At 72.6% G+C, this 21,983-nt stretch carries 22 protein-coding genes; 15 read left to right on the top strand and 7 right to left on the bottom strand.

Annotated features, from left to right (window positions below; genetic code table 11):
• Entirely contained in the window at positions 1–801 is an 801-nt protein-coding gene (locus ABZ806_RS02375) for a hypothetical protein (RefSeq protein WP_500214824.1), read from the top strand.
• Here ABZ806_RS02375 and ABZ806_RS02370 read toward each other — a convergent pair.
• The 3 genes from ABZ806_RS02370 to ABZ806_RS02360 form a co-directional block, all read right to left on the bottom strand.
• Complete coding sequence (locus ABZ806_RS02370; RefSeq protein ID WP_500214823.1) at positions 798–1,319, bottom strand: YceI family protein; 522 nt, start codon at positions 1,317–1,319, stop codon at positions 798–800. The genes ABZ806_RS02375 and ABZ806_RS02370 overlap by 4 nt on opposite strands.
• 27 nt (positions 1,320–1,346) lie before the next feature.
• Positions 1,347–2,225, bottom strand: a complete 879-nt coding sequence (locus tag ABZ806_RS02365; protein WP_500214822.1) for a VanW family protein — start codon at positions 2,223–2,225, stop codon at positions 1,347–1,349.
• 137 nt (positions 2,226–2,362) lie between these two features.
• Entirely contained in the window at positions 2,363–3,952 is a 1,590-nt protein-coding gene (locus ABZ806_RS02360) for a bifunctional phosphatase PAP2/diacylglycerol kinase family protein (protein ID WP_500214821.1), read from the bottom strand.
• Between the two features lie 140 nt (positions 3,953–4,092).
• Between ABZ806_RS02360 and ABZ806_RS02355 the strand changes: the two genes are divergently transcribed.
• The 7 genes from ABZ806_RS02355 (at position 4,093) to ABZ806_RS02325 (ending at position 10,949) form a co-directional block, all read left to right on the top strand.
• On the top strand, positions 4,093–5,064 hold the full coding sequence (locus ABZ806_RS02355) for an ABC transporter permease (RefSeq protein ID WP_500214820.1): 972 nt from the start codon (positions 4,093–4,095) through the stop codon (positions 5,062–5,064).
• Between the two features lie 13 nt (positions 5,065–5,077).
• Entirely contained in the window at positions 5,078–5,863 is a 786-nt protein-coding gene (locus tag ABZ806_RS02350; protein WP_500214964.1) for an ABC transporter ATP-binding protein, read from the top strand.
• A 159-nt stretch (positions 5,864–6,022) separates the two neighbouring features.
• Positions 6,023–7,423: an ABC transporter substrate-binding protein gene (locus ABZ806_RS02345; RefSeq protein WP_500214819.1), complete on the top strand. Its 1,401-nt coding sequence runs from the start codon at positions 6,023–6,025 to the stop codon at positions 7,421–7,423.
• 19 nt (positions 7,424–7,442) lie between these two features.
• Positions 7,443–8,528, top strand: a complete 1,086-nt coding sequence (locus ABZ806_RS02340; protein ID WP_500214818.1) for an ABC transporter ATP-binding protein — start codon at positions 7,443–7,445, stop codon at positions 8,526–8,528.
• Positions 8,525–9,460, top strand: a complete 936-nt coding sequence (locus ABZ806_RS02335) for a carbohydrate ABC transporter permease (RefSeq protein ID WP_500214817.1) — start codon at positions 8,525–8,527, stop codon at positions 9,458–9,460. The genes ABZ806_RS02340 and ABZ806_RS02335 overlap by 4 nt, the downstream gene beginning before the upstream one ends.
• Positions 9,457–10,380: a carbohydrate ABC transporter permease gene (locus ABZ806_RS02330; protein ID WP_500214816.1), complete on the top strand. Its 924-nt coding sequence runs from the start codon at positions 9,457–9,459 to the stop codon at positions 10,378–10,380. The genes ABZ806_RS02335 and ABZ806_RS02330 overlap by 4 nt, the downstream gene beginning before the upstream one ends.
• A gap of 50 nt (positions 10,381–10,430) precedes the next feature.
• Entirely contained in the window at positions 10,431–10,949 is a 519-nt protein-coding gene (locus ABZ806_RS02325) for a YbhB/YbcL family Raf kinase inhibitor-like protein (RefSeq protein WP_500214815.1), read from the top strand.
• 31 nt (positions 10,950–10,980) lie between these two features.
• On the opposite strand, the gene ABZ806_RS02320 is transcribed toward ABZ806_RS02325, so the two are convergent.
• Complete coding sequence (locus ABZ806_RS02320; protein ID WP_500214814.1) at positions 10,981–11,964, bottom strand: ArsR/SmtB family transcription factor; 984 nt, start codon at positions 11,962–11,964, stop codon at positions 10,981–10,983.
• Between the two features lie 59 nt (positions 11,965–12,023).
• Here ABZ806_RS02320 and ABZ806_RS02315 point away from each other — a divergent pair, with 59 nt between their 5' ends.
• Positions 12,024–13,217, top strand: a complete 1,194-nt coding sequence (locus ABZ806_RS02315; RefSeq protein ID WP_500214813.1) for an MFS transporter — start codon at positions 12,024–12,026, stop codon at positions 13,215–13,217.
• A gap of 70 nt (positions 13,218–13,287) precedes the next feature.
• Here the strand turns inward: ABZ806_RS02315 and ABZ806_RS02310 are convergent, their stop codons facing one another.
• On the bottom strand, positions 13,288–14,574 hold the full coding sequence (locus tag ABZ806_RS02310; RefSeq protein WP_500214963.1) for a KamA family radical SAM protein: 1,287 nt from the start codon (positions 14,572–14,574) through the stop codon (positions 13,288–13,290).
• 435 nt (positions 14,575–15,009) lie between these two features.
• Between ABZ806_RS02310 and ABZ806_RS02305 the strand changes: the two genes are divergently transcribed.
• The 6 genes from ABZ806_RS02305 to argS all read left to right on the top strand — a co-directional run bounded on the left by ABZ806_RS02305 (position 15,010) and on the right by argS (position 20,651).
• The gene (locus ABZ806_RS02305) at positions 15,010–15,738 is read left to right on the top strand and encodes a DUF998 domain-containing protein (RefSeq protein WP_500214812.1); all 729 of its coding nucleotides are present in this window, start codon (positions 15,010–15,012) and stop codon (positions 15,736–15,738) included.
• Positions 15,735–16,619 (top strand): alpha/beta fold hydrolase, encoded by an 885-nt coding sequence (locus tag ABZ806_RS02300; RefSeq protein ID WP_500214811.1) that lies wholly within the window; start codon positions 15,735–15,737, stop codon positions 16,617–16,619. The genes ABZ806_RS02305 and ABZ806_RS02300 overlap by 4 nt, the downstream gene beginning before the upstream one ends.
• Positions 16,616–16,993 (top strand): hypothetical protein, encoded by a 378-nt coding sequence (locus ABZ806_RS02295; RefSeq protein WP_500214810.1) that lies wholly within the window; start codon positions 16,616–16,618, stop codon positions 16,991–16,993. Before ABZ806_RS02300 ends, ABZ806_RS02295 begins: the two co-directional genes overlap by 4 nt.
• Positions 16,994–17,097: 104 nt before the next feature.
• Positions 17,098–17,508 (top strand): hypothetical protein, encoded by a 411-nt coding sequence (locus tag ABZ806_RS02290; protein ID WP_500214809.1) that lies wholly within the window; start codon positions 17,098–17,100, stop codon positions 17,506–17,508.
• Between the two features lie 113 nt (positions 17,509–17,621).
• Positions 17,622–18,836, top strand: a complete 1,215-nt coding sequence (plsX, locus tag ABZ806_RS02285; protein WP_500214808.1) for a phosphate acyltransferase PlsX — start codon at positions 17,622–17,624, stop codon at positions 18,834–18,836.
• A 69-nt stretch (positions 18,837–18,905) separates the two neighbouring features.
• Positions 18,906–20,651, top strand: coding sequence for an arginine--tRNA ligase (gene argS, locus ABZ806_RS02280; protein WP_500214807.1), 1,746 nt, complete (start codon positions 18,906–18,908; stop codon positions 20,649–20,651).
• Positions 20,652–20,721: 70 nt separating this feature from the next.
• Here argS and ABZ806_RS02275 read toward each other — a convergent pair whose 3' ends face one another.
• Entirely contained in the window at positions 20,722–21,687 is a 966-nt protein-coding gene (locus ABZ806_RS02275) for an LLM class flavin-dependent oxidoreductase (RefSeq protein WP_500214806.1), read from the bottom strand.
• Positions 21,684–21,932, bottom strand: a complete 249-nt coding sequence (locus ABZ806_RS02270) for a DUF2630 family protein (RefSeq protein ID WP_500214805.1) — start codon at positions 21,930–21,932, stop codon at positions 21,684–21,686. The genes ABZ806_RS02275 and ABZ806_RS02270 overlap by 4 nt, the downstream gene beginning before the upstream one ends.
• Between the last annotated feature and the right edge of the window lie 51 nt (positions 21,933–21,983).

The following is a 21,983-nucleotide window of genomic DNA, read 5'->3' as shown; positions in this document are numbered from 1 at the left end:
GTGATCGTCTGCTACGCGGCCGGGGACGGGCTCGGCCATCTGACGCGGCTCCGGTCGGCCCTGCACACGCTCGCGCCGGCCGGGCCGGCGACCCGGCCGGTGACCGTGGTGACCGGGTCGCCGTTCGCCGGAGACCCGCGCGTCACGGGCGGCTGGGACGTCGTGGAGAGCGCGGCGGGCCTCGCCCCGGACGAGGTGATCGTGGACGCGTTCCCCGCCGGTCTCAAGGGCGAACTCACCCGCTTCCCGCCCGGGACGAGGGTCACGCACCTGGCCCGGCTGCTGCGCTGGGACGCGTACCGGCCGCTGCTCCCCGCCGACCCGCCGCGCTTCGACCGCACGTTCGTCCTGGAGCCGCTGGACCTCGCCCACGAGACCTACCTGCGCACCGTGTCGGACGAGGTCGTACCCCTGGCCCTGACCGATCCCCCGTCGGAGCCGATCGACGTGGACGGCTGGCTCGTCGTCCACAGCGGGCCCGACCTGGAGACGCTGGAACTCGTCTCCTATGCGCAGGACATGGCGTCCGCCGAAGGGGTGAGCCCGCCCATCACCCTGGTGTCACCCCAGAGGCCGCACGGTCTTCCCCCGGGCATCGCCCACCTCGACATCTACCCGGCCTGCACACCGGGCCCGGATGTCGGGCGCATCATCACCGCGGCCGGGTTCAACGCCGTCCGCCAGTACGCGCCCTGGCGCGAGCGGCACCGGATGCTGCCGTTCCCCCGCAGCCTGGACGACCAGTTCGCCCGCGCCGCCCGCGCCAGGCGGGACGGCGCCGAACGGCAAGGGGAAGGCTAGGCGGGGAGCGTGAGGTCGAACTCGATCTCGACGTCGTCGGCGAGCCGCAGCGCGCCGAAGAACGCCGAGTACGGCTTGATGCCCCAGCGGGACTGCGCCACCGTGACACCGCCCCGCACCCGGTCGCCGTCCAGGGTGGCGCCGATCCGCACCGGCTTCGTCCGGCCCATGATCGTCAGGTCGCCCTCGACGACGCCGTCCCCTACCGCCGTCGAGACGAAGGTGATCTGCGGATACCGGCCGGTGTCGAGGATCTTGCGCAGGTTCTTGGTGATGTCCGCGCGGTCGCCGCCGGACAGCGGCAGCGCGCCGCCGGTGCCCTCCCGGACCTCCAGCCCGTCCACCTCGACCGTGACCTCGGCGGACGACTCCTCCAGCGGCTCGCGAGCCGCGACCGACGCCGACCACCGGGTGGCCTCGATGGTGAGGTCGTGCCCGGCGCGCCGGCCGAGCCCGCTGCGGCCCGTGCGGAGCAGCAGCCGCCCGTCGCCGGGTCCCAGCTGAAACGTTCCCTCCATGCCCCCCACCCTGCCACCCGCGCCGCTCTAGACGCACGTCACCTTCGGCTGGGAGCGGTACTCGGTGTGGAACTTCTCGCTGCGCACCTCGCGCCCGCCGGCGTACAGCGTCCGCCAGACGTCGATCTTGAAGCCCTTCCGCCCGACCATCGGGACGCATTTGCGGCCGTGCCCGACCCCCGTCCGGTAGGGGGTGAACCCGTACCGCTCGGACGTCCGCGACCGCACGTCGTACTCGCGCTCACCCCACAGGCTCACCGTCAGCGACGAGCCCGTGTAGGCCGCCTGGATCCGCACCGGGACCTCGGTGTCGTTCTTCCAGGTGAAGTCGAGTTGCGGATAGGAGACCGCGGCCTCGCGCCCCTCCGGGTACTCCGGCATCCACATGGTGTGCGCGCGCGACTTCCGGATGTCCAGCCCGGCCCGGAACACCGCGTTGAACAGCGTCGTCGAGACCTGGCAGATGCCGCCGCCCACGTCCTTCACCAGCCGCGCCCCCATGATCGCGGGCGCGGGCACGTACCCGCGGCTCCTGGTGCGCGGCCCGACGACGTCGTTGAACGAGAACGTCGTCCCCGGCTCGACGATGTGCCCGTCCAGGATCCGGGACGCGAGCTCGATGTTGCGGACGCGCGGCTCACCCGGCTTGAAACGCGTGGTGTAGGTGCTCATCGGCCGCTGCCGCGGCACCGCGTCCCGCCGCGCAAGGACGGGACGGTCGGGGACGGCCAGCGCCGCCGACGCCCCCTGCTCGCGCGGAACCCCCAGATAGGCGCCGAGCAGGAGCCCGGTCGTCGCGAGGGCCCCCGCCACGATCGGCCACCACTGCCGGACGTACTGCCCGAGCTGCGGCTGCTCGCTCGGCCGATGACTGCGCCGACATCGGCCCGGCCGGGTCCGTCCCACGGCTCACACCCCCCAAGGTCCCCACCGGGATCCTCACGGGACCCTGCCGCGCCGCCGGGGACGACGCCCACGCCTTTACGCGAAGAAGACCGGCACCCCACCAACCGGGGTGGCGGCCTTGACCCGCGGGCCGCCCGTCATCCGGCGGCCGGGGGGCGCAACACCGCGAGGGCGCCGGTGCGCTTGCCGAACCGGACCGCCGCCGGCAGGGACGAGACCTCGCCGTCGCGGGCGAGCCGCAGCCCGCCGTCCGGGGAGACGATCTCCAGGCCGCTCGTCCGCCACTCCCGGTAGCCGGGCGTGACGTGCAGGTGCCCGGCGAGGATCGCGGCGACCGCGCGGATCCGGGGCACGCGCCGGCCGGTGGTGACCATCCGGACGTCGAGCCGCCCGTCGTCCAGCCGGCCGCGCCAGGTCGGGGCGGCGCCCCGCGACCCGAACACGCCGTTGCCGACGAACGCCAGCCACACCCGCATCGGGCGGCCGTCCACCCGCAGCTCGACCGGCTCGGAGTGCCGCAGCGTGCGGATCGCGGCGACCGCGAGCGCCGGCCACTTCCCGATCCGCTTCTCCAGCCGCTCGCGCCGGTCGACCAGCTCGGTGTAGGCGCCGAAGCTCGCGGTGTTGAGGAAGAGCCGCTCCTCGTCGCGGCCGGCTCCCCCGCCCCCGCCCCCGCCGGCGTGCAGGGGCGCGACGTAGGCGACGTCCACCCGGCCGAGCCGGCCGCTCCGGTACGCGTCGATCGCGTCCGCGGCCGACTCCACCCCGAGCGCGCGGGCGAAGTGGTCGAACGTCCCGCCGGGGACGACCAGGAGCGGGACGTCGTGCCGCAGCGCGGCCCGCGCCGCCGCGTTCACGCTGCCGTCGCCGCCGACGACCGCGAGCACGCCGGCCCGCCCGGCCGCCTCGTCGAAGACCTTGTCGACGTCGCCGTCCGGGTCCAGCCGGACGATCCGCGCGGCGGGCAGTTCGCGTTCGAGCAGGCCGAGCGTCGCCTCCGGGCTCCCCGGCAGCGAGATCCCGGAGGACGCCGCGCCGCCCGCGCCCGAGGCGGTGTTGACGACCACGACCAGGCCGCGGCCGTCGCCGGTGACCTGCGCCGGCTCGTCGGCCGGGCCGACACGGGCCACCGGCGGCCGGGCGGGCCACACCGTCCGCGTCCCGATCCCGGCGAGCGCGCCGATCCCGAGCCCGGCCAGGACGTCGCCCGGGTAGTGGGCGCCGGTGTAGACGCGGGAGAACGCCACCGCGGCGGCCGTCGCCGCGACCGGCACCGCGACCCGGCGCGGCGCCTCCAGCGCGACACCGGTCGCGAACGCCGCGGCGGACGCCGAGTGGCCGGACGGGAACGCGTGCGAGGTCGGCAGCTTCCAGCGGATCCGGATCGGCGGCACCAGGTCCACGACGGGGCGCTTGCGGCGGAACGCCTGCTTGCCGATGAGGTTCACCGCCGGGCTCGCCACCGCGACCGCGATCGAGCCGCGCAGCGCCGCGCGCCGCAGCCGGGGCCGTGCGGTGAGGCCCATCACCCCGGCCGAGGTGAACCAGAGCACGCCGTGGTCGGCGATCCGGGAGAGCCGCGGCAGGACGTACTCGAGCCCGCGCAGCCGCGCCGCCGCCACCCGGTCGAACGCCCACCGGTCGGCGCGGCCGAGCCTGCGCAGCAGCCCCGGCCGGGGCGCCGGGACCGGCTCGCGGCGGCGCGGTATGACGAATCGTGACGGCACGGTGATGCTCCGTGAGTGGTTGACCCGCATGTCCGGGGTATCCCCTGGGACGCCGACATGATTCCGTAAAGATCTCAAATCGGGGGTCACATGCGGGCGAACGTCACTCTCGACTCACCGACTGCAATAGGCTTCGCGACATGAGTCACCCGGAACGGCTCGGTTCCCCGGGTGGCGAGTCGGTCGACACGATCGCGGAGCCTTTTCACGTGAACGGGACCCTGGCCGACTACGCCGCACGACACGGGCTGAGGCAGAGCGCTGCGCGCCCCCCGCTGCGCAAGTACATCCATGATGTTTGGGCTCGCCGGAACTTCATCTGGGCGTTCGCATCCGCCAAGAACATCTCGATGTACACCGACTCGCGGCTGGGTCAGGTATGGCAGGTCCTCACACCGCTGCTCAACGCGGCCGTGTACTACCTGATCTTCGGCCTGCTGCTGAACACCAGCCGCGGCGTACCGGACTTCATCCCGTTCCTGGTGACCGGCGTCTTCCTCTTCGGCTTCACCCAGCGTTCGGTCACGGCGGGCGCCAAGTCCGTCGGCGACAACCTCTCGCTGATCCGGGCGCTGCACTTCCCGCGCGCCACGCTCCCGCTGGCGATCGCCGTCGTTGAGCTCCAGCAGCTGCTGCTCGCGCTGGTCGTGCTGTTCGCGATCGTGTTCGCGTTCGGTGAGCCGGTCAGCTTCAACATGCTGCTGTTCGTGCCCGTGGTGGCGCTGCAGCTCATGTTCAACGTCGGCATCAGCATGGTGATGGCGCGGCTCGGCGCGTTCAACCGCGACATCACCCAGCTGCTGCCGTTCGTCATGCGGACATGGCTCTACATGTCCGGTGTCATCTTCAGCCTGCCGTCGCTGATGAAGCCGGGCACGAGGCTCGCCGAGTACCCCATCCTGGGCGAGCTGCTGACGGCCAACCCGGCGTACGTGTACGTCGAGCTGAGCCGACACGTCCTCCTGGGCGAGTACCGCGAGCACGTCGAGAAGGTCTACGGGGCCGGCTCCGCAGGGCAGCTCTGGTTGTACGCCGTCATCTGGGCCGCGGTGATGCTGGTCGGCGGATTCATGTTCTTCTACCGTGCCGAGGAGCGATACGGCCGTGGCTGACACGAAGGTGCGCATGGACCCTGCCGCGAACCCCGTGCAGATCGACCCGTCCAGGGACCCGATCGTCGTCGTGGACGACCTGCACATCGTCTACCGCGTGTACGGCGCCGGCGGGAAGGGCAACGCCGCGTCGGCGTTCTCCCGCGTCCTGCGGCGCAAGCACCGTCCCTCGATGACCGAGGTCCACGCCATCAAGGGCCTGTCGTTCGTCGCCTACCGGGGCGAGGCCGTCGGGATCATCGGCACCAACGGCTCCGGCAAGTCGACGCTGCTGAAGGCGATCGCCGGGCTGCTGCCCCCGCACCGCGGCGGCGTCTACACCAACGGCCAGCCGTCCCTGCTGGGCGTGAACGCCGCCCTGATGAAGGACCTCACCGGCGAGCGCAACATCGTCCTCGGCTGCCTGGCCATGGGCATGACGCCGTCGGAGACCAAGTCCAAGTACCAGGAGATCGTGAACTTCGCCGGGCTCAAGGAGGGGTTCATCCAGTACCCGATGCGGACGTACTCGTCCGGCATGGGGGCCCGGCTCCGGTTCGCGATCGCGGCCGCCAAGACCCACGACGTGCTGCTGATCGACGAGGCCCTCGCCACCGGCGACGCCAAGTTCCGGCGCAAGTCCAAGGCCCGGATCGACGAGCTGCGCACGGACGCCGGCGCGGTGTTCCTCGTCGCCCACCAGCTCGACACGGTCAAGGACATGTGCGACCGCGTCATCTGGATCGACGAGGGCCGCATGCACATGGACGGCGACCCCGAAGAGGTCATCGCCGCCTACACCGAGGCCACCGGCAAGTAAAGGCCACCGGCAGGCCACCGGCGGGCGCACGCGCGTTACCGCCGGTGCTGTCGTTTCCGGTGGGGTCAGAGTGACGCAGAGTTACCGGATCGTCTCTGGATGAGGCGTCCTCGCCGATCTACCTTCGAGGGGAGACCTTCAGCGGCGAGGGAGACCCCCATGGCCGAGCAGCTGAGCAGACGCGGATTCCTGTCGTCCACGGCCGTCGCGGCGGGCGCCTACGGCGTCCTGGCGGGATGCGCCAGTGAGTCCAGCGGCCCGCAGGCGAAGAGCACCGGGAACGCCCCGAAGGAGGTGTTCACCGCCCCCGCGAAGAAGCTGAGCGGCTCGCTCAGCATCCTGATGTGGAGCCACTTCGTGCCCCGGCACGACAAGTGGTTCGACGCGTTCGTCTCCGACTGGGGCAAGAAGGTCGGGGTGGACGTCCGGGTCGACCACATCAACACCGTCGACGTCCCCCGCCGGGCCGCGTCGGAGATCCAGGCGGGACGCGGCCACGACCTCATCCAGCACATCGCGCCGTTCTCGCAGTACGAGCCGTCCGTCCTCGACATGGCGGACGTGGTGCAGGAGGCGAACCGGCGCTGGGGGCAGCAGCTGGAGCTGTGCCGCAAGTCGAGCTACAACCCCAACACCAAGAAGTTCTACGCGTACTGTCCGGGCTGGGCACCCGACCCCGGCGACTTCCGCAAGTCGATGTGGCGGAAGGTCGGCATGCCGAACGGCCCGTCGAGCTGGGACGACCTGCTGCGCGGCGCCTCGGAGATCAAGAAGCAGACGGGCGTGCCGTGCGGGATCGGGCTGTCCCCCGAGACCGACTCCAACATGGCGGCGCGGGCGCTGCTGTGGTCGTTCGGCGGGTCCGTCCAGGACCAGAACGAGCGGGTCGTGCTCGACTCGGACGCGACGGTCGCGGCCGTGGAGTACATGGCGCGGCTGTTCCAGGGGGCGGAGACCAGCGAGGTCTTCTCCTGGACGCCGGCGTCCAACAACCAGGCGCTCATCGCCGGCAAGTCGTCCTACATCCTGAACTCGATCTCGGCGTGGCGCACCGCGATGGGCACCAACCGGACGATCGGCGACGACATCTTCTTCGTGCCCGCGCTGCGCGGCCCGAAGGCGGCGATGGCGGCGCAGCACGTCATCCAGCAGTGGATCGTGCCGAAGTACGCGGGGAACGCGGACGCGGCCAAGGAGTTCCTGCTGCACTACACGGCGAACTTCGCGGCGGCGACGTACCACTCGGAGATGTACGACCTGCCGGGCTGGCCGTCGCTCGTCCCGCAGCTGAACGGCTGGCTGGACGGCGACCCGTGGGGCGCGAAACCGGCGAACAAGCTGGCGCTGCTGAAGACGGCGACGTCGTGGAGCGCGAACATCGGCTATCCGGGCCCGTCCAACCCGGCGATCGGCGAGATCTTCAACACCAACGTGCTGCCGACGATGTTCGGCCGCGCCGCCCGCGGCCAGACGTCCCCGAAGCAGGCGGTCGCCGAGGCCCGGGGCCGCGTCGACAAGATCTTCGAGAACTGGCGCGGCCGCGGCCTCGTGGGCGGCTGAGCCCGTGCGGACCGTTGAGGTGAGGGGCCTCGTCAAGAACTTCGACGGGCACGTGCGGGCGCGGCGCGGGCGGGCCGAGCACGTGCGGGCGCTGGACGGCGTCGATCTCGCGGCCGAGCCCGGCGAGTACCTGGTGCTGCTCGGGCCGTCCGGGTGCGGGAAGACGACGCTGCTGCGCACGATCGCGGGCCTGGAGCAGCCCACCGAGGGCGAGGTGCTGATCGACGGGAACGTCGTGAACGGGCTCCCGCCGCGGGTGCGGCAGATCGCGATGGTGTTCCAGTCGTACGCGCTGTACCCGCACAAGACGGTGCTGGACAACATCGTCTTCCCGTTGCGGGCCGAGGGCATGGCCCGGGACGAGCGGGAGAAGAAGGCGCGCTGGGCGGCGGAGCTGCTGGAGATCGAGCCGCTGCTGCGCCGCAAGCCGCGCCAGCTGTCGGGCGGTGAGCGGCAGCGGGTGGCGCTGGCGCGGGCGCTGGTGCGCGACCCGGCGGTGTTCCTGCTGGACGAGCCGCTGTCCAACCTCGACGCGAAGATGCGCGCGACGGCGCGGGACGAGCTGAAGCGCTTCCAGGAGCGCGTCGGCACCACCACCATCTACGTCACCCACGACCAGGCGGAGGCGATGGGGCTCGGCGACCGGATCGCGGTGCTGGAGCACGGCCGCGTCCGGCAGATCGGGACGCCGCAGGAGGTGTACGACGATCCGTCCGACACGTTCGTGGCGACGTTCATCGGGTCGCCGCCGATGAACCTGGTCGAGCGCGGCGACGTGCTGGTGGGGTTCCGCCCCGAGCACCTGCTGCCGGCCGAGATCGCCGTGTCGCCGGACCGGGTGACGATGCCGCTGCGGGTGGAGCGGATGGAGTACCTGTCCGGCGACCGGCACGTGTACGGGACGGTGACCGGGATCGGCGCGGAGACCCGCGTCATCGCCCGGCTGCCCGCCACGGTGAGCACGCCGATCGCGGCCGGCGAGACGCACGAGTTCGCGGTGCCGGCGGAGCGGCTGCGCTTCTTCGACGCCGCGGCCGGCACCCGCCGCGCCGCCGTCCCGATTCGGGGGTCTGGGGGTCGTCCCCCAGAAAGGCGGGGCCGATGACGCGGGCGCCGGCGGCTCCGGAGGCCGCCGCCGAGACCTCGCGGGCGAAGCCGGGGCTCGCCGACCGGGACGGGTTCCTCGCCTGGGCGATGCTGCTGCCGTCGGTGCTCTACATCATCGCGCTGGTCGGCGTCCCGTTCCTCCTCGCGATCGCGTTCGCGTTCTCGGACGTGACGACCGGCGACCCGTCCTTCGACTGGGTCGGGTTCCAGAACTTCGACGCGGTGTTCGCGGACGGGGTGTTCTGGCGGGCGCTCCGCAACACGCTGGTCTTCACGCTGGTGAGCATGGTGCTGATCGTCCTGTTCGGGAAGATCCTCGCCAACATCCTGGTCGCCGAGTTCCGCGGCAAGTGGTTCGTCCGGTTCCTGGTGCTGCTGCCGTGGACGACGCCGGTGGCGCTGTCGACGATCTCGTGGCTGTGGTTCCTCGACTCGATCTACTCCCCGGTCGACTGGGTGCTGCGCCACCTGGGGCTGATCGACGCGAACATCGTGTGGCTCGGGCAGCCGGGCACCGCGATGGCGTCGGTGATCGCCGTGCAGACGTGGCGGCTGACCCCGCTCGCCGCCGTGATCGTCATGGCCGGCCTCGTCGCGATCCCCCGCGACATCGACGAGGCCGCGCGGATCGACGGCGCCGGGTTCTGGCGGCGGATGTTCGAGGTGACGATCCCGCTGACGCTCCCGGTGATCGCGGTCGCCGGGCTGTTCGGCGCGATCATGACGTTCACCGACATGACCGTCCCGTACGTGCTGACGCGCGGCGGCCCCACGCACTCCACGGACGTCCTCGCCTCGTGGGCGTACTTCCGCGGCATCGAGGGCGGCGACGTCGGCCAGGGCGCGGCGATCGCGCTGTTCCTGTTCCCGCTGCTGCTCGCCGGCGCGATCGCGATCCTGCGCGCCGTCCGACGTCTGGAGGCCGGGTGAACACGACCACCGCGCAGGGCACTGAGCAGGGCGCCGTACCGGACGCCGCGCCGAGCACCGCGGCGCTGCGGCGGAAGTACGCGCGGCGGCATGTGGCGGCGCGGTGCGGGGTGTACGCGGCGGCGATCCTCGCCGCGCTGGTGTGCGCGCTGCCGTTCCTGTGGAGCGTGATCAGCGCGTTCAAGCAGAACCAGGACCTCTACGACCCCGAGAGCAACCCGTTCTTCTTCAACAAGCCGGCGACGCCCGACCACGTGACGTTCCTGTTCACCGACACGCCGTTCCTGACGTTCGTGCTGAACACGCTGATCGTCGGGGCGGCCGTGACGGCGGTGACGCTGGTGCTCGCGCTGCCCGCCGCGTACTCGCTGGCGCGGCTGGACCGGCCGTGGGGCACGCCGATGGGCATCGCGATCTTCATGGTGTACCTGGTGCCGCCGTCGCTGCTGTTCCTGTCGCTGACCCGCGTCGTCGTCGCGCTGCACCTGGAGGACACGCTCTGGTCGATGATCGTCGTGTATCCGACGATCACGATCCCGGTGTCGGTGTGGCTGCTGATCGGGTTCCTGAAGGCCGTCCCCAAGGACGTCGAGGAGCAGGCGATGGTGGACGGCTACAGCCGCCTCGGCGCGTTCCTGCGGACCGTCCTGCCGCTGGTGTTCCCCGGGATCGTCGCGGTGGTCGTGTTCAGCTTCACGCTCACGTCCAGCGAGTTCGTGTACGCGCTGGCGTTCGTGTCGGCGAGCCCGGAGATGGTGGTCAGCACCGGCGTCCCGACGCAGCTCGTCCGGGGGGACGTGTTCTTCTGGCAGTCGCTCCAGGCGTCGACCGTCATCACGGCGGTCCCGATCGCGTTCCTGTTCAACCTGTTCCTGGACCGTTTCGTCACCGGGTTCACGATGGGCGCGGTCAAGACCTGATCATCCTGGTAGAGATGGGGGAAACGCACATCCTGATGTAGGAGGTCGCCATGGCCAAGCCGCCGCTGCCGCACGAGCATCTGCCCGAGGTCCCGTCGTTCACCGTCACCAGCGAGGACGTCGCCGAGGGCGAGCGCCTCGCCGACAGGCACGTGTTCAACGACTGGGGGTTCGGCGGCGGCAACGAGTCCCCGCAGCTGAGCTGGTCGGGGTTCCCCGCCGAGACCAAGAGCTTCGCGGTGACCTGCTTCGACCCGGACGCGCCGACCGGCAGCGGCTTCTGGCACTGGTCGCTGTTCGACGTCCCCGCGAGCGTGACCGAGCTGCCCACCGGCGCCGGCGCGGAGGACTCCAAGGTCGGGGTGCACGCCCGCAACGACTACGGCGTGAAGGCGTTCGGCGGCGCCGCCCCGCCGCCCGGCGACCCGCACCGCTACGTGTTCACCGTCCACGCGCTGGACGTGGAGTCGCTCGGGCTCGGCTCCGACACGTCCCCGGCCGTCGTCGGCTTCAACATCACGGCGCACACGCTGGCCCGCGCCACGATCGTCCCCGTCTACGGGTCCTGATCCGGCCCGTCCCGCGGCGGCGCCCCGGCGGCTACCCCGCCCGGGGCGCGTCCGCGAGGACGTCCCCGACGGCCGTGCGCCGGTAGAGGACCGACCGCCCGCTGCGCTCCCGCGTGACGAGGCCCGCCCCGCGCAGCACCGCGAGATGGTCGCCGATCCCGCCGAGGCTCATCCGGAGCCGGGCGCTCAGCCAGGTCGTCGTGGCGGGTTCGGCGAGCAGCCGCAGCAGTTCGGCGCGGGTGCGGCCGACCAGCCGGTCGAGGGCGTCCACGGCGGGCGGCGCCGGGCGCTCCCAGAGGGCCGCCACTCCCCTGGCCCGGTACATCAGCGTGTACGGCCAGTCCTGTTCGAGTGCGACGCCGAGTTCGGAGAAGACCACCGGCACGAGCGTCAGCCCGGCGCCGCCGAGGCGGTGGGTGACGTCGCCGTGGATGTCGGCCTCGATGGCGCCGTCCCGCCAGCGCACCTGGCGCGACAGGCCGTCCAGCGCCTCCGCCCAGCCGTAGGCGGCGAGGCGGCCCGCGCGGTGGACGATGTCGCGTTCCAGGATCGAGCGGAGCACCGCCCAGTCGGGCTCCACCAGGGCGCGCCAGACGGTCTCCAGGCCGGTGGCGAGCCGCTCGACCAGGTCGGGCGCGTCGAGGACGTCCCGGATCGCCGCGTCCGGTTCCGGTAGTCCGGCCAGGTTGCGGGCGATCTCCCGGCGGGCCTGGCCGGGCGGCGTCGCCCGGACGGTCGCCAGCTGCTCGGTGACGGTGAGGTTCGGCCGGGCGGGCGGCGGGACGACGAAGTCGGCCATGTAGCCGTGCGGGCGGCGCAGGAAGGCCAGCGCCCGGACGGCCGGGTCGCCGGCGACCTCCCGGTACGCGGGGCGGGCCCGCGCCGCCCACGGGCCGAGCGGCCCGACCGGCATCCGGCCCGCGACCAGGCCGAGCGCGCTGTGCGCCTCGATCAGCGGCGCGATCCCGAACCGGCTGGCCGCGAGGTCCGCGGGCCCCACCTCGATGCGGTACATGTTTCGCTCCTCCCCGAAGCATTGTCGCCGATCGGGCCGGGCGCCGCAGAGTCGCCGTCATGACCGCTCCCCCGATCGCCTCCGCGCGGTACCGCGACGTGTTCGGCGTCCCCGAGTTCCGGACGCTGTTCTCCCTGCAGACGCTCCAGGTGGCCGGCGACTCGGTCCGGACGATCGCGCTGTCGGTCCAGACGTTCGAGCGGACGGGCTCGCCGGTCGCGGCGGCGCTGGTCTTCGCCGCGGGCATGCTCCCGTACGTGGTGGGCGGCGCGCTGCTGCTGTCGCTCGCCGACCGCGTCCCGGCCCGGCGGCTGCTCACCGGCTACCACCTGCTGCGCCTCGCCGTCACGGCCGTCCTGGCGGTGGGCGGGCTGCCGCTGCCGGTGATCATGGCGCTGCTCGTCCTCTCGGGGCTGTTCGCACCCGTCGGCGCCGCCGCCGTCCAGGCCCGGCTGCCCGTCCTGCTCCCCGGCGAGGGCTACGTGCTGGGGCGGTCGCTGTTCACGATGACGAGCGCGGGCGCCCAGATCGTCGGCCAGGCCGCGGGCGGGCTGCTGCTGGCCGCGCTCACCCCGTCCGGGACGCTCTGGCTCGCGACGGCGAGCGCGGCCCTGGCGACGGTGCTCGCGCGGCTCCGGCTCCCGGACGTCCCGGCGGCGTCCCGGGCGCCGTCCGGCGGCATGGCCCGCGAGACCTGGCGGATCAACCGGCGCCTCCTCGGCGGGCGACGCACGCGCGGGCTGCTGCTCGCGGGCTGGCTGCCGATCTCCCTGTCGGTCGGGTCGGAGGGGATCGTGGTCCCCTACGCGAGCGGGCACGGGGGCGCGGACGGGGCGGGGCTGGTGCTGTCGGCCGCCGCGGCCGGCATGTTCGCGGGGAACTTCGTGGTGGGCCGCTGGGTCCGTCCCGACCTGCGGGAGCGCCTCACCCTGCCGCTGGCCGCGCTGACCGGCGCGCCCCTCCTGCTGTTCGCGTTCGGGCCGAACCTCGCGGCGGCGTGCGTCCTGATGGCGGTGGGGACGTTCGGGCTGGCCTACGAACTGGCGGTACAGCGCCGCATCGTGGACGCGGTGCCCGAGAAGATCCTCGGGCAGGCGGTCGGCCTGTACGGGAGCGGCCTCATGACCGGGCAGGCGGCCGGCATCGGCGCGGCGGGCGCCCTGGGCGAGATCCTGGCGCCCGGCCAGGTCATGGTGCTGTGCGGCGCGGCCACGCTCGCGGCCTGCCTCGGCCTGGCCCGCCACCTGCGCTGATGGTGTTGATGGCACTGCCGCTGTGGCGTGCCCGCCGCGCGGGACGGACACGCCACAGCGGGAGCCCGTACTACTTCTCCCAGGGGAAGTGGTCGGCGAAGGCGGGCTTCAGGTCGTCCAGCCACACCGCGTTCGGGTCGTACTGGGCGAAGAAGGGCTTGCCGACCAGGTCGGCGTCGCGGCACTGGATGAAGTGCAGCGCGAAGACCCGCTGGTCGAACAGGTCGACGACGCCGTCCACGCAGACCTTGCCGGGAGTCGCCGACATGGACGGGCCCCGGACGGTCCGGGCGAGTCCGGAGACGTTCTTGTAGGCGTCCCGGAAGATCTCGTACGCCCGGGCGAGCGGGACGGCGAAGTAGTCCTGCGGCCCGGTGTCCCGCTCGACGAACATGTAGTACGGGACGAGCCCCATCCGCGTCTGGGCGCGCCACATGGTCTCCCACGTCGCGGCGTCGTCGTTGATCGTGCGGATCAGCGGGGCCTGGGTGCGGATGACCGCGCCGGTGTCGCGGATGCGGCGGCACGCCTCGGTGACCATGAGGGGTTCGAGCTCGCGCGGGTGCGTGAAGTGCGCCATGAACGCGAGGTTCTTGCCCGACTCCACGACCTGCTCGAACAGGCGGAGCATGTCGTCGGCGTCCGGGTCGGTGACGAACTTCTGCGGCCAGTAGGCCAGCGACTTGGTCCCGATCCGGATGGATTCGAGCTGTTCGAGGTCGAGCAGCGGCTCGACGTAGCGGCGCAGCACCGACTCGCCCATGATCATGGCGTCGCCGCCGGTGAACAGGACGCTGGTCACCTCGGGGTGGGCGATGAGGTAGTCGCGCAGCTGGGTGACGTCGTCGCCGGCCATCTTCAGGTCGGCCTCGCCGACGAACTGGGCCCAGCGGAAGCAGTACGTGCAGTACGCGTGGCAGGTCTGCCCCTGCTTGGGGAAGTACAGCACGGTCTCGTCGTACTTGTGCTGCATGCCGGGGATCTTCCCGTCGCCGAAGGACGGGATGTTGAGTTCCATCTGGCCGGCGGGGTGCGGGTTCAACTTCATCCGCACGTGGTGGGCGGCGGCCTCGATCTCGGCCTTGGGCGCGTCGCGGCGGAGCAGGTCCGACAGGTGCGCGACGTCCTCGGCGGGGAGCATGTCCTCCTGGGGGAAGACGAGCCGGTAGATCGGGTCGTCGGGCGCGGCGGACCAGTCGATGAGGTCCTCGATGACGTAGGCGTTCGTGCGGAACGGCAGGACCGTCGCCACCGCCCTGGTCGCGAGCCGCTGGTCCGGCGACAGCCCGGCGCGAGCGGTGAGCTCGTCCAGGTGCTTCGCCGTGAAGGCGCGGAACTTGCGACCGGTGGATCGCATCGCGGGAGCCGCGTCGTTCACCAGTGTCACGTGTTGGTACTCCTTGCTGTCAGCGGGGAGGCGCCCCCGGCGCGTCGTCACGGACGGTGATCAAAGGTTCCAGGGACACCCCCATTCAACCCTTTGGGGCAGGTTCATGCCGAATTGATACCCCGGACCCGGTGCGGGCAAATGCTGGTCAACGGACGATCCAGACAAACGCCTCGACATCATCGTTGACGCCCCGTCTCTTGTACAACGACTACAAGACGTCAACTTCTCCGTCAGCGGGCGGTGAAGTTCGCCTCACCGGCGCTGCCAGCGGTTTCACCGGAACCGGCGCCCCGGTCCCCGGTAACGGCGATCTTGGTCGATACTGGGCGGGGCGGGCAGAACCGAGCGGCGTGACCGGCGTGCGACAGGGCGCGGCGCGGTCAGGCGGCGTGAGGAGAGCCGGTGGACTCTGACGAACGGGACGGGCCTGGCGTCGTCCCCATGCGCGTGGTCGTCCTGGCGGTGATCGCGGCGATCACCTACGCGACCTTCCTGCTGGAGAACGTCCTCAGCCCCAAGCTCGACTTCTTCAACGGCTACGTCAGCGAGCTGTCGGCGTCCGACCAGCCGTTCCACCTGGTCTACAGCGGCGGCGACTTCATCACCGGGGTGCTGTCGATCATGGTGGCCGCCGGGACGCTCCGCAGGCTGACCCGCAAGCCCCTCGCCACGGCCGGCTGGGCGTTCCTCGGGCTGTTCGGGGTGTGCGCGATCGGCGACGCGTCCTTCCCGCTGGACTGCGCGCCCAGCCTGGAGACGTGGTGCGCGCTGCGGGAGCGCTCCGAGCACGTGTCGTTCTCGCACGAGTTCCACTCGGTGACCAGCAGCGCCGTGATCGTCTGCGGGGTCGGCGCGCTGCTGTTCCTGTCGCTCGCCGCCCGCCGCTACGGGTGGTGGCCGGCGCTCGCCCGGTGGGGCTGGCTGCTGGCCCTCGCCGAGTCGGTGTCCGCGCTGAGCACGCTCGTCGCGATGTACCTGGGGCAGTGGCTCGGGGTCGTCCAGCGCGTGCAGATCAGCATCCTGTGCCTGGGACTGCTCGTCATCGCCTGGGCCCTGTACGCCGACCGGCGGGACGCGGCGCGCACCGCGCGGCGCACCGCGGCGGCGGCGCGGCAGGAGGCGGCCCTGTGAGCCGGGAGCCGCGGGACGGCGGGGAGATCCTCAACGCCGGGCGGGAGCAGGTGCACGTGGTCGAGTCCGGTCCGCCGGACGGGCCGCCGCTGCTGCTGAGCTCCGGGCTCGGCGGCGCCTGGTTCGACTGGGCGCCGACGGTCGAGCTGCTGCGCGGCGCGTACCGGGTCACGGTGTTCGACCGCCCCGGCCTCGGCCTCAGCCCGGCCGGGGTCGCGCCGCCGTCGCTGCGCCGCGACACCGCGATCCTGGCGGCGCTCGCGGCGCGGGCGCGGCGGCCGGTGACCGTCCTCGCGCACTCCATGGCCGCGTTCCACGCCGAGGCGCTGGCCAGGGTGCGCCCCGGCCTCGTCCGCGGCCTGGTGCTGGTCGACCCGAGCTTCGAGCACGCACCGCGCGTGCGGGTGCGGGCCGCCGCCGCGCTGACCCCGCCGGCCGCGGCGTTCGGCGCGTTCCTCGACGCCACCCGGCTGGCGAGGGTCGCCGGGCCGCGCGGGCGGCGGATGGTCCTCGCGCACACGAGCCGCCGCGACGAGGCCGTCCCGGACCGCGTCGTCCGCTCGGTGTACGGGCGCGGGACGGTCATCGGCACGGTCATCGCGGAGGACCTGGCCTACCGGGAGATGGCCGCCGACCTGGCGGGGCTGCGCGAGCGGCGCCCCTTCCCGGACGTCCCGCTGGCCGTGGTGACCGCGCTCGGCGACGTGGCGGACCCCGCCAGGCGCCGGGAATGGGCGCGCGGCCACGAGCGACTCGCCGCGATGAGCCCGCACGGGAGCCGGATCGAACTGCCGGACGCGCTGCACATGGTCCCGCTCGACCGTCCCGACGTGGTCGCCGACGCGGTCGCGGACGTGCACCAGGTGGAGGAGTCCGCATGAGGAGGATCCCGGTTCTCGCGCTGGCCGTCCTGCTGGCCGTGACCCTGTCGGGCTGCAAGGTGATGCAGCGGATCTCGGAGGGCGCCTACCGGAACGCCGTCACCGACGGGGCCGTGGACGAGCTCAAGATCCGCGGCATCGAGCTGCGGGAGCGTCCCAGCTGCAAGAGCCCCGCGGCCAACACCGAATCCGTCGTCAGGGTGGACTGCACGGCCCGGACGCGGTCCGGGAAACCGGTCCTGGTGGAGGGCATCGCGTTCGACGCCGACACCGACCGTCCCCGCGAGACCTACGTCATCACCGTCGGCGGGCGGGAGATCCTGCGCAAGTCCTGCCTCGGCCTCGGCTGCGAGCACAAGAACAAGGACGCCTAGCCCGATCGCGCGTCCGGCACGGCAACGAATCCGCCTACGGAACGGAAAAACACACCACCCAGTGCATATGTCTCCGTACTGTCGGTGACGTAGCGGGTGTGAAGATGAGTCGCAAGAAGGCCCTGATCCTCGGGTCGGCCGCGCTGCTCGTGCTCGTGGTGGCGGGCGGAGCCGCGTTCCTGGCGCTGTCGGGCGGCAAGGAGCTCAAGTACAAGACGCAGGCGGCCATGCGCAAGGCGCTGCCGGTGACCGCCGCCGCCGAGCTGCACCAGCACGGCGTGGAGCTCGCGGCACCGCTGAAATGCGCGGACATGCCCGGCTGGACGAAGGAGCGGCTGCGCGTCTCCTGCACCGGCACCACCTCCGACAAGAAGCCGGTCGAGGTGCTCGGCAGCGGCGAGACGAAGACGGCCAAGTCCGCCTACACGATCCTCGTGAGCGGGCGGCCGGTCGTGGAGAACGCCTCCTGCCTGGGCGCCGACTGCCGTTCCCAGGAGGCCGGCGGCCGGGGGTGATGATCGCCACTCCGGGCGCGCGCAGTCCGGGCATGTGAGGGGACGCCATACGATGCGATGAGCTGCACTTCTCGCGGCGCACCGCATTCTCCCTTCACCCTCCTGGAGCGGCCATGACCGGCACCGGCGAGCCGTCGCGTGCCGTCGCGCCCCGCCGCGTGCCGCCGCGTCCGCTGCCGGTCGCGGTGGACACGATGGGCGGCGACCACGCCCCGGGGGAGATCGTCGCGGGCGCGGTGGACGCGGTCCGCGAGCACGGCGTCCGGCTCGTCCTGGTCGGGCAGGCGGCGCGGATCCGGCGGGAGCTGGACCGCTACGGCTACGACGGCAAGATCCCGATCGTGCACGCCGACGAGGCGCTCGACATGGGCGAGGGCGCGCTCGCGAGCTGGCGCAAGCCCCGCTCGTCCATCGCGATCGCCTGCCACCTGATCAAGCAGGGGCGGGCGTCGGCGCTGGTGTCGGCGGGCAGCACCGCCGGGGTGGTGGCGACGTCGCGGCTGCGGCTGAAGGGCCAGCAGGGCGTGATGCGGCCGGCGATCGCGGTGACGCTGCCGACGCGCCCGAACCCCACGATCCTGCTGGACGCGGGCGCCACCTCCGACGTCAAGGCGGAGACGCTCGTCCAGTTCGCGGCGCTCGGCACCGCCTACGCGCAGATCCTGCTCGGCCCGGACCGCCCCACCGTGGGGCTGCTCAACATCGGCGCCGAGGCCGGCAAGGGCAACAAGCTCGCCAAGCGGGCCCACGAGCTGCTCGCGGGCGGCAACCACGGCGTCGAGTTCGCCGGGAACGTGGAGGGCCACGACCTGCTGAGCGGGCGGGTCGACGTCATCGTCACCGACGGGTTCACCGGCAACGTCGCGCTGAAGACGATGGAGGGGACGATCGGCGCCGCGTTCACCGAGATCCGCGACGCGATGACGGCGAGCCCGGCCGCCCGGATGGGCGCGCTCCTGCAGCGGCGCCGCCTCCAGGACCTCCGCGACCGCCTCGACCCCGACAGCTACGGCGGCGGCGTCCTGCTCGGGCTGAACGGGACGGTCGTCATCGCGCACGGCGCGTCCCGCGCCCGCGCGATCAACTCGGCGTGCGAGCTGGCGCACCGGCTGGCGGCGGGGCGGATCGTCGAGCGGATCCGGGAGCAGGTCGCGGCGACCCGCACGTCCCGGTTCGGCCGCTGGACGCACGGCGAACGCGACGGCCGCGAGAACCCCGACAGGGCCGCCGAAGGCCCGGCGAAACCGCCCTCGGACGCCCCGCCGCCGCCCCGGGAGCCCGCCGGCGACACCCTCCCCGACCGCAACGAGCCGCCCGCCCTGCCGTAGGCGGCGCGCGGGACGGGGCCGCGCGAAAACCGGGTCCGGGTGCGGGCGCCACGCCGATAACCTTGGGACATGCCCGATCCGCAACTCGTACTCGCCGCCCGGGTCCAGGCCGCGCTCAGCGCCGCCTTCGGACCGTCGTACGCGGACGCCGACCCGGTCATCCGGCCGTCGCAGTTCGCCGACCTTCAGGCCAACGTGGCACTGCCGCTGGCCAAGAAGCTGGGCCGCAAGCCGCGAGACGTGGCCGACGAGATCGTGGGGCACCTCGACACCGCCGACGTGGTCTCGGACGTGCAGGTCAGCGGGCCGGGCTTCATCAACCTGACGCTGAGCGACGCGTGGATCGCCGCCGAGGCGCAGCGCGCCCTGGAGGACGAGCGGCTCGCCGTCCCGGCGGTCGACGAGCCGCAGAAGGTCGTCGTCGAGTACTCCTCGCCGAACGTGGCGAAGGAGATGCACGTCGGGCACCTGCGGACCACGATCGTCGGTGACGCGATCGCCCGGATCCTCGCGTTCCTCGGCCACGACGTCGTCCGCGACAACCATGTCGGCGACTGGGGCACCCCGTTCGGCATGCTGATCGAGCACCTGCTCGACCTCGGTGAGGACGCCGCCGCGCGGGGCGACTCGTCCGTCAGCGACCTGACCGCGTTCTACCAGGCCGCGCGGGAGAAGTTCGACGGCGACGCGGAGTTCGCCGACCGGTCCCGGCGGCGGGTCGTCGCGCTCCAGGCCGGCGACGCCGAGACGCTGCGGCTGTGGAACGTCCTCGTGGACGTGTCCAAGCGGTACTTCAACGCCGTCTACGGGCGGCTCGGCGTCACGCTCACCGACGACGACATCAAGGGCGAGAGCTTCTACAACGACCTGCTCGCCCCGACCGTCCAGGAGCTCGAGGACAAGGGCATCGCGGTCATCAGCGACGGGGCGCTGTGCGCGTTCCCGCCCGGGTTCAAGGGCCGCGAGGGCGAACCGCTGCCGGTGATCATCCGCAAGCGGGACGGCGGCTACAACTACTCCTCCACCGACCTCGCCACGATCCGGTACCGGGTCGACACCGAGCACGTCGACCGGATGGTCTACGTGGTCGGCGCACCGCAGTCACTGCACTTCCAGATGGTGTTCGCCGTCGCCCGGATGGCGGGCTGGCTGAACGACGACGTGCAGGCCGAGCACGCCCAGATCGGCAACGTCCTCGGCACCGACGGCAAGATCCTGCGGACCCGCGCGGGCGGCACCGTCAAACTCGCCGAACTCCTGGACGAGGCCGTCGACCGCGCCGCGACGGTCTTCGACGAGATCCAGCACGACGAGCCGTTCGACGACGCGACGCGGGCCGCGATCGTCCGGGACGTGGGCATGGGCGCGGTGAAGTACGCCGACCTGTCGGTCGCGCGGGACAGCGAGTACGTCTTCGACTTCGACCGGATGATCTCGTTCCACGGCAAGACCGGCCCGTACCTGCAGTACGCCGCGGCCCGGATCCGGTCGATCTTCCGCAAGGGCGCCATCTCCGTGGCCGACGCCACGGGCCCGATCACGCTGGGCCACCCGGCCGAGCGGGCGCTCGCGCTGGAACTGCTCAGTTTCGGTGCCGTCCTCAAGCAGGCCGGCGACACCGCCGAACCGCACCGGCTGGCGTCCTACATCTACGCGGTCGCCGACGCCTACACCACGTTCTACGAGAACTGCCCGGTCCTGAAGGCCCCCGACGAGCAGACGAAGGCGTCCCGCCTGGCCCTGTGCGCCGCGACCCTGCGCACCCTCGAAACCGGCCTGCACCTCCTGGGCGTCCCCACCCCCGAACGCATGTAGGCCCGAACCCCAGCCACCGGAGCACCCGCCGAGCCGGGCGACCGCAGCGACACGACGCGAACCCGCACGGTCACAACAAACCCGCACCGTGGCGTGAGGATCGACCGGCTCGCAACGGGGGTTCCAGGGGGGCGCCCCCCTGGACCAGCACAGCCCGTTCGCGGGCGATCTGTTCGCGGACCGCCGGGACTACCTCCAGGGCGAAGAGCGGGAGGTTCTCCGGGTCGCCGGCGTAGAGGAACGTGTCGACGCCGTGGCCGATGGCGAGTTCGGTCAGTTCGTAGATCCACTGGCGGGGCGGGCCGTGCAGGAAGCCGTGCGAGTCCGTCCCGTCCAGCTCGCCTTCGAGGATGTAGACGCGGCGGATCTCGGCGGGGTCGCGGCCCGCCCGTGCCGCGGCGTCGTCGAGGCGGCGGCGGCCGTCGGCGAGGCGTTTGGGCGGGACGCGCGACGACGGCGCGATCCAGCCGTCGGCGACGCGGCCGGCGAGGTCGAGGCCGAGCGGCCCGGTGACGCCGAGCCAGATGCCGATCTGCCGGGTCGGCGGCGGGCCGGCCTGCGCGGCGGCGAACCGGTAGTGCCCGCCCTGGAACCGGAGCCCGGTCTGGTCGCTCCAGTGCAGCCGGATGATCTGCACGGCCTCCTCGAGGGCGCGCCGTGCCGCCGCGGCGCCGAGGCGGGCGCCGCCGTAGGACTCGATGCCGTCCGGGACGGCGCCCGCGCCGAGGCCGAGTTCGACGCGGCCGCCGCTCAGCCGGTCCATCGTCGCGATCGCCTTGGCGAGGGCGGCGGGCGGGCGCAGCGGCAGGCACGCCACCGCGGGCAGCACCCGGATCCGGGACGTGCCGGCCAGCACCGCCGCCAGCACCGTCAGCGCGTCGGCGGTGTCGCGCCGGTACGGCTCGTCGCGGACGCCGAGGAGGTCGAGCCCGAACCGGTCCGCGTCCTGCGCGGTGCGCATCAGCGGGGCGGACGAGTCCGGGGCGAGGCAGGCACCGAACCGCAGCGGCCCGCGCGGCCGGGACGCCGGGGTCACTGCAGGTAGCCTTCGACCTCGTCCGGCGGCCGGACGCCGGCGACCCGCTCGGGGTCGTCGCCGGCCTCCCGCCGGGCGCGGCGGCGGCGCAGCAGGTCCCAGCACTGGTCGAGGGCCGTCTCCAGCTCCGCGAGCCGCCGGTGCTCCTCCTCGCGCCCGAGCTCGTCCCGCTGGAACCGCTCCCGGAGCCGCTGCTCCTCGCCGACGTACTCGTCGACGCGCGTCAGGATGTCCTTCTCGTCCATCGGCCCGCCTTCAGCGCTCGCGCCCGGGGCCTGCCATGAGCCCGCTCAGGA

Source organism: Spirillospora sp. NPDC047418, assembly GCF_040643275.1.
Classification (GTDB): domain Bacteria; phylum Actinomycetota; class Actinomycetes; order Streptosporangiales; family Streptosporangiaceae; genus Spirillospora.
Note: the sequence above shows the minus strand (reverse complement) of the source record. Positions and strands in the feature narration are given on the sequence as shown.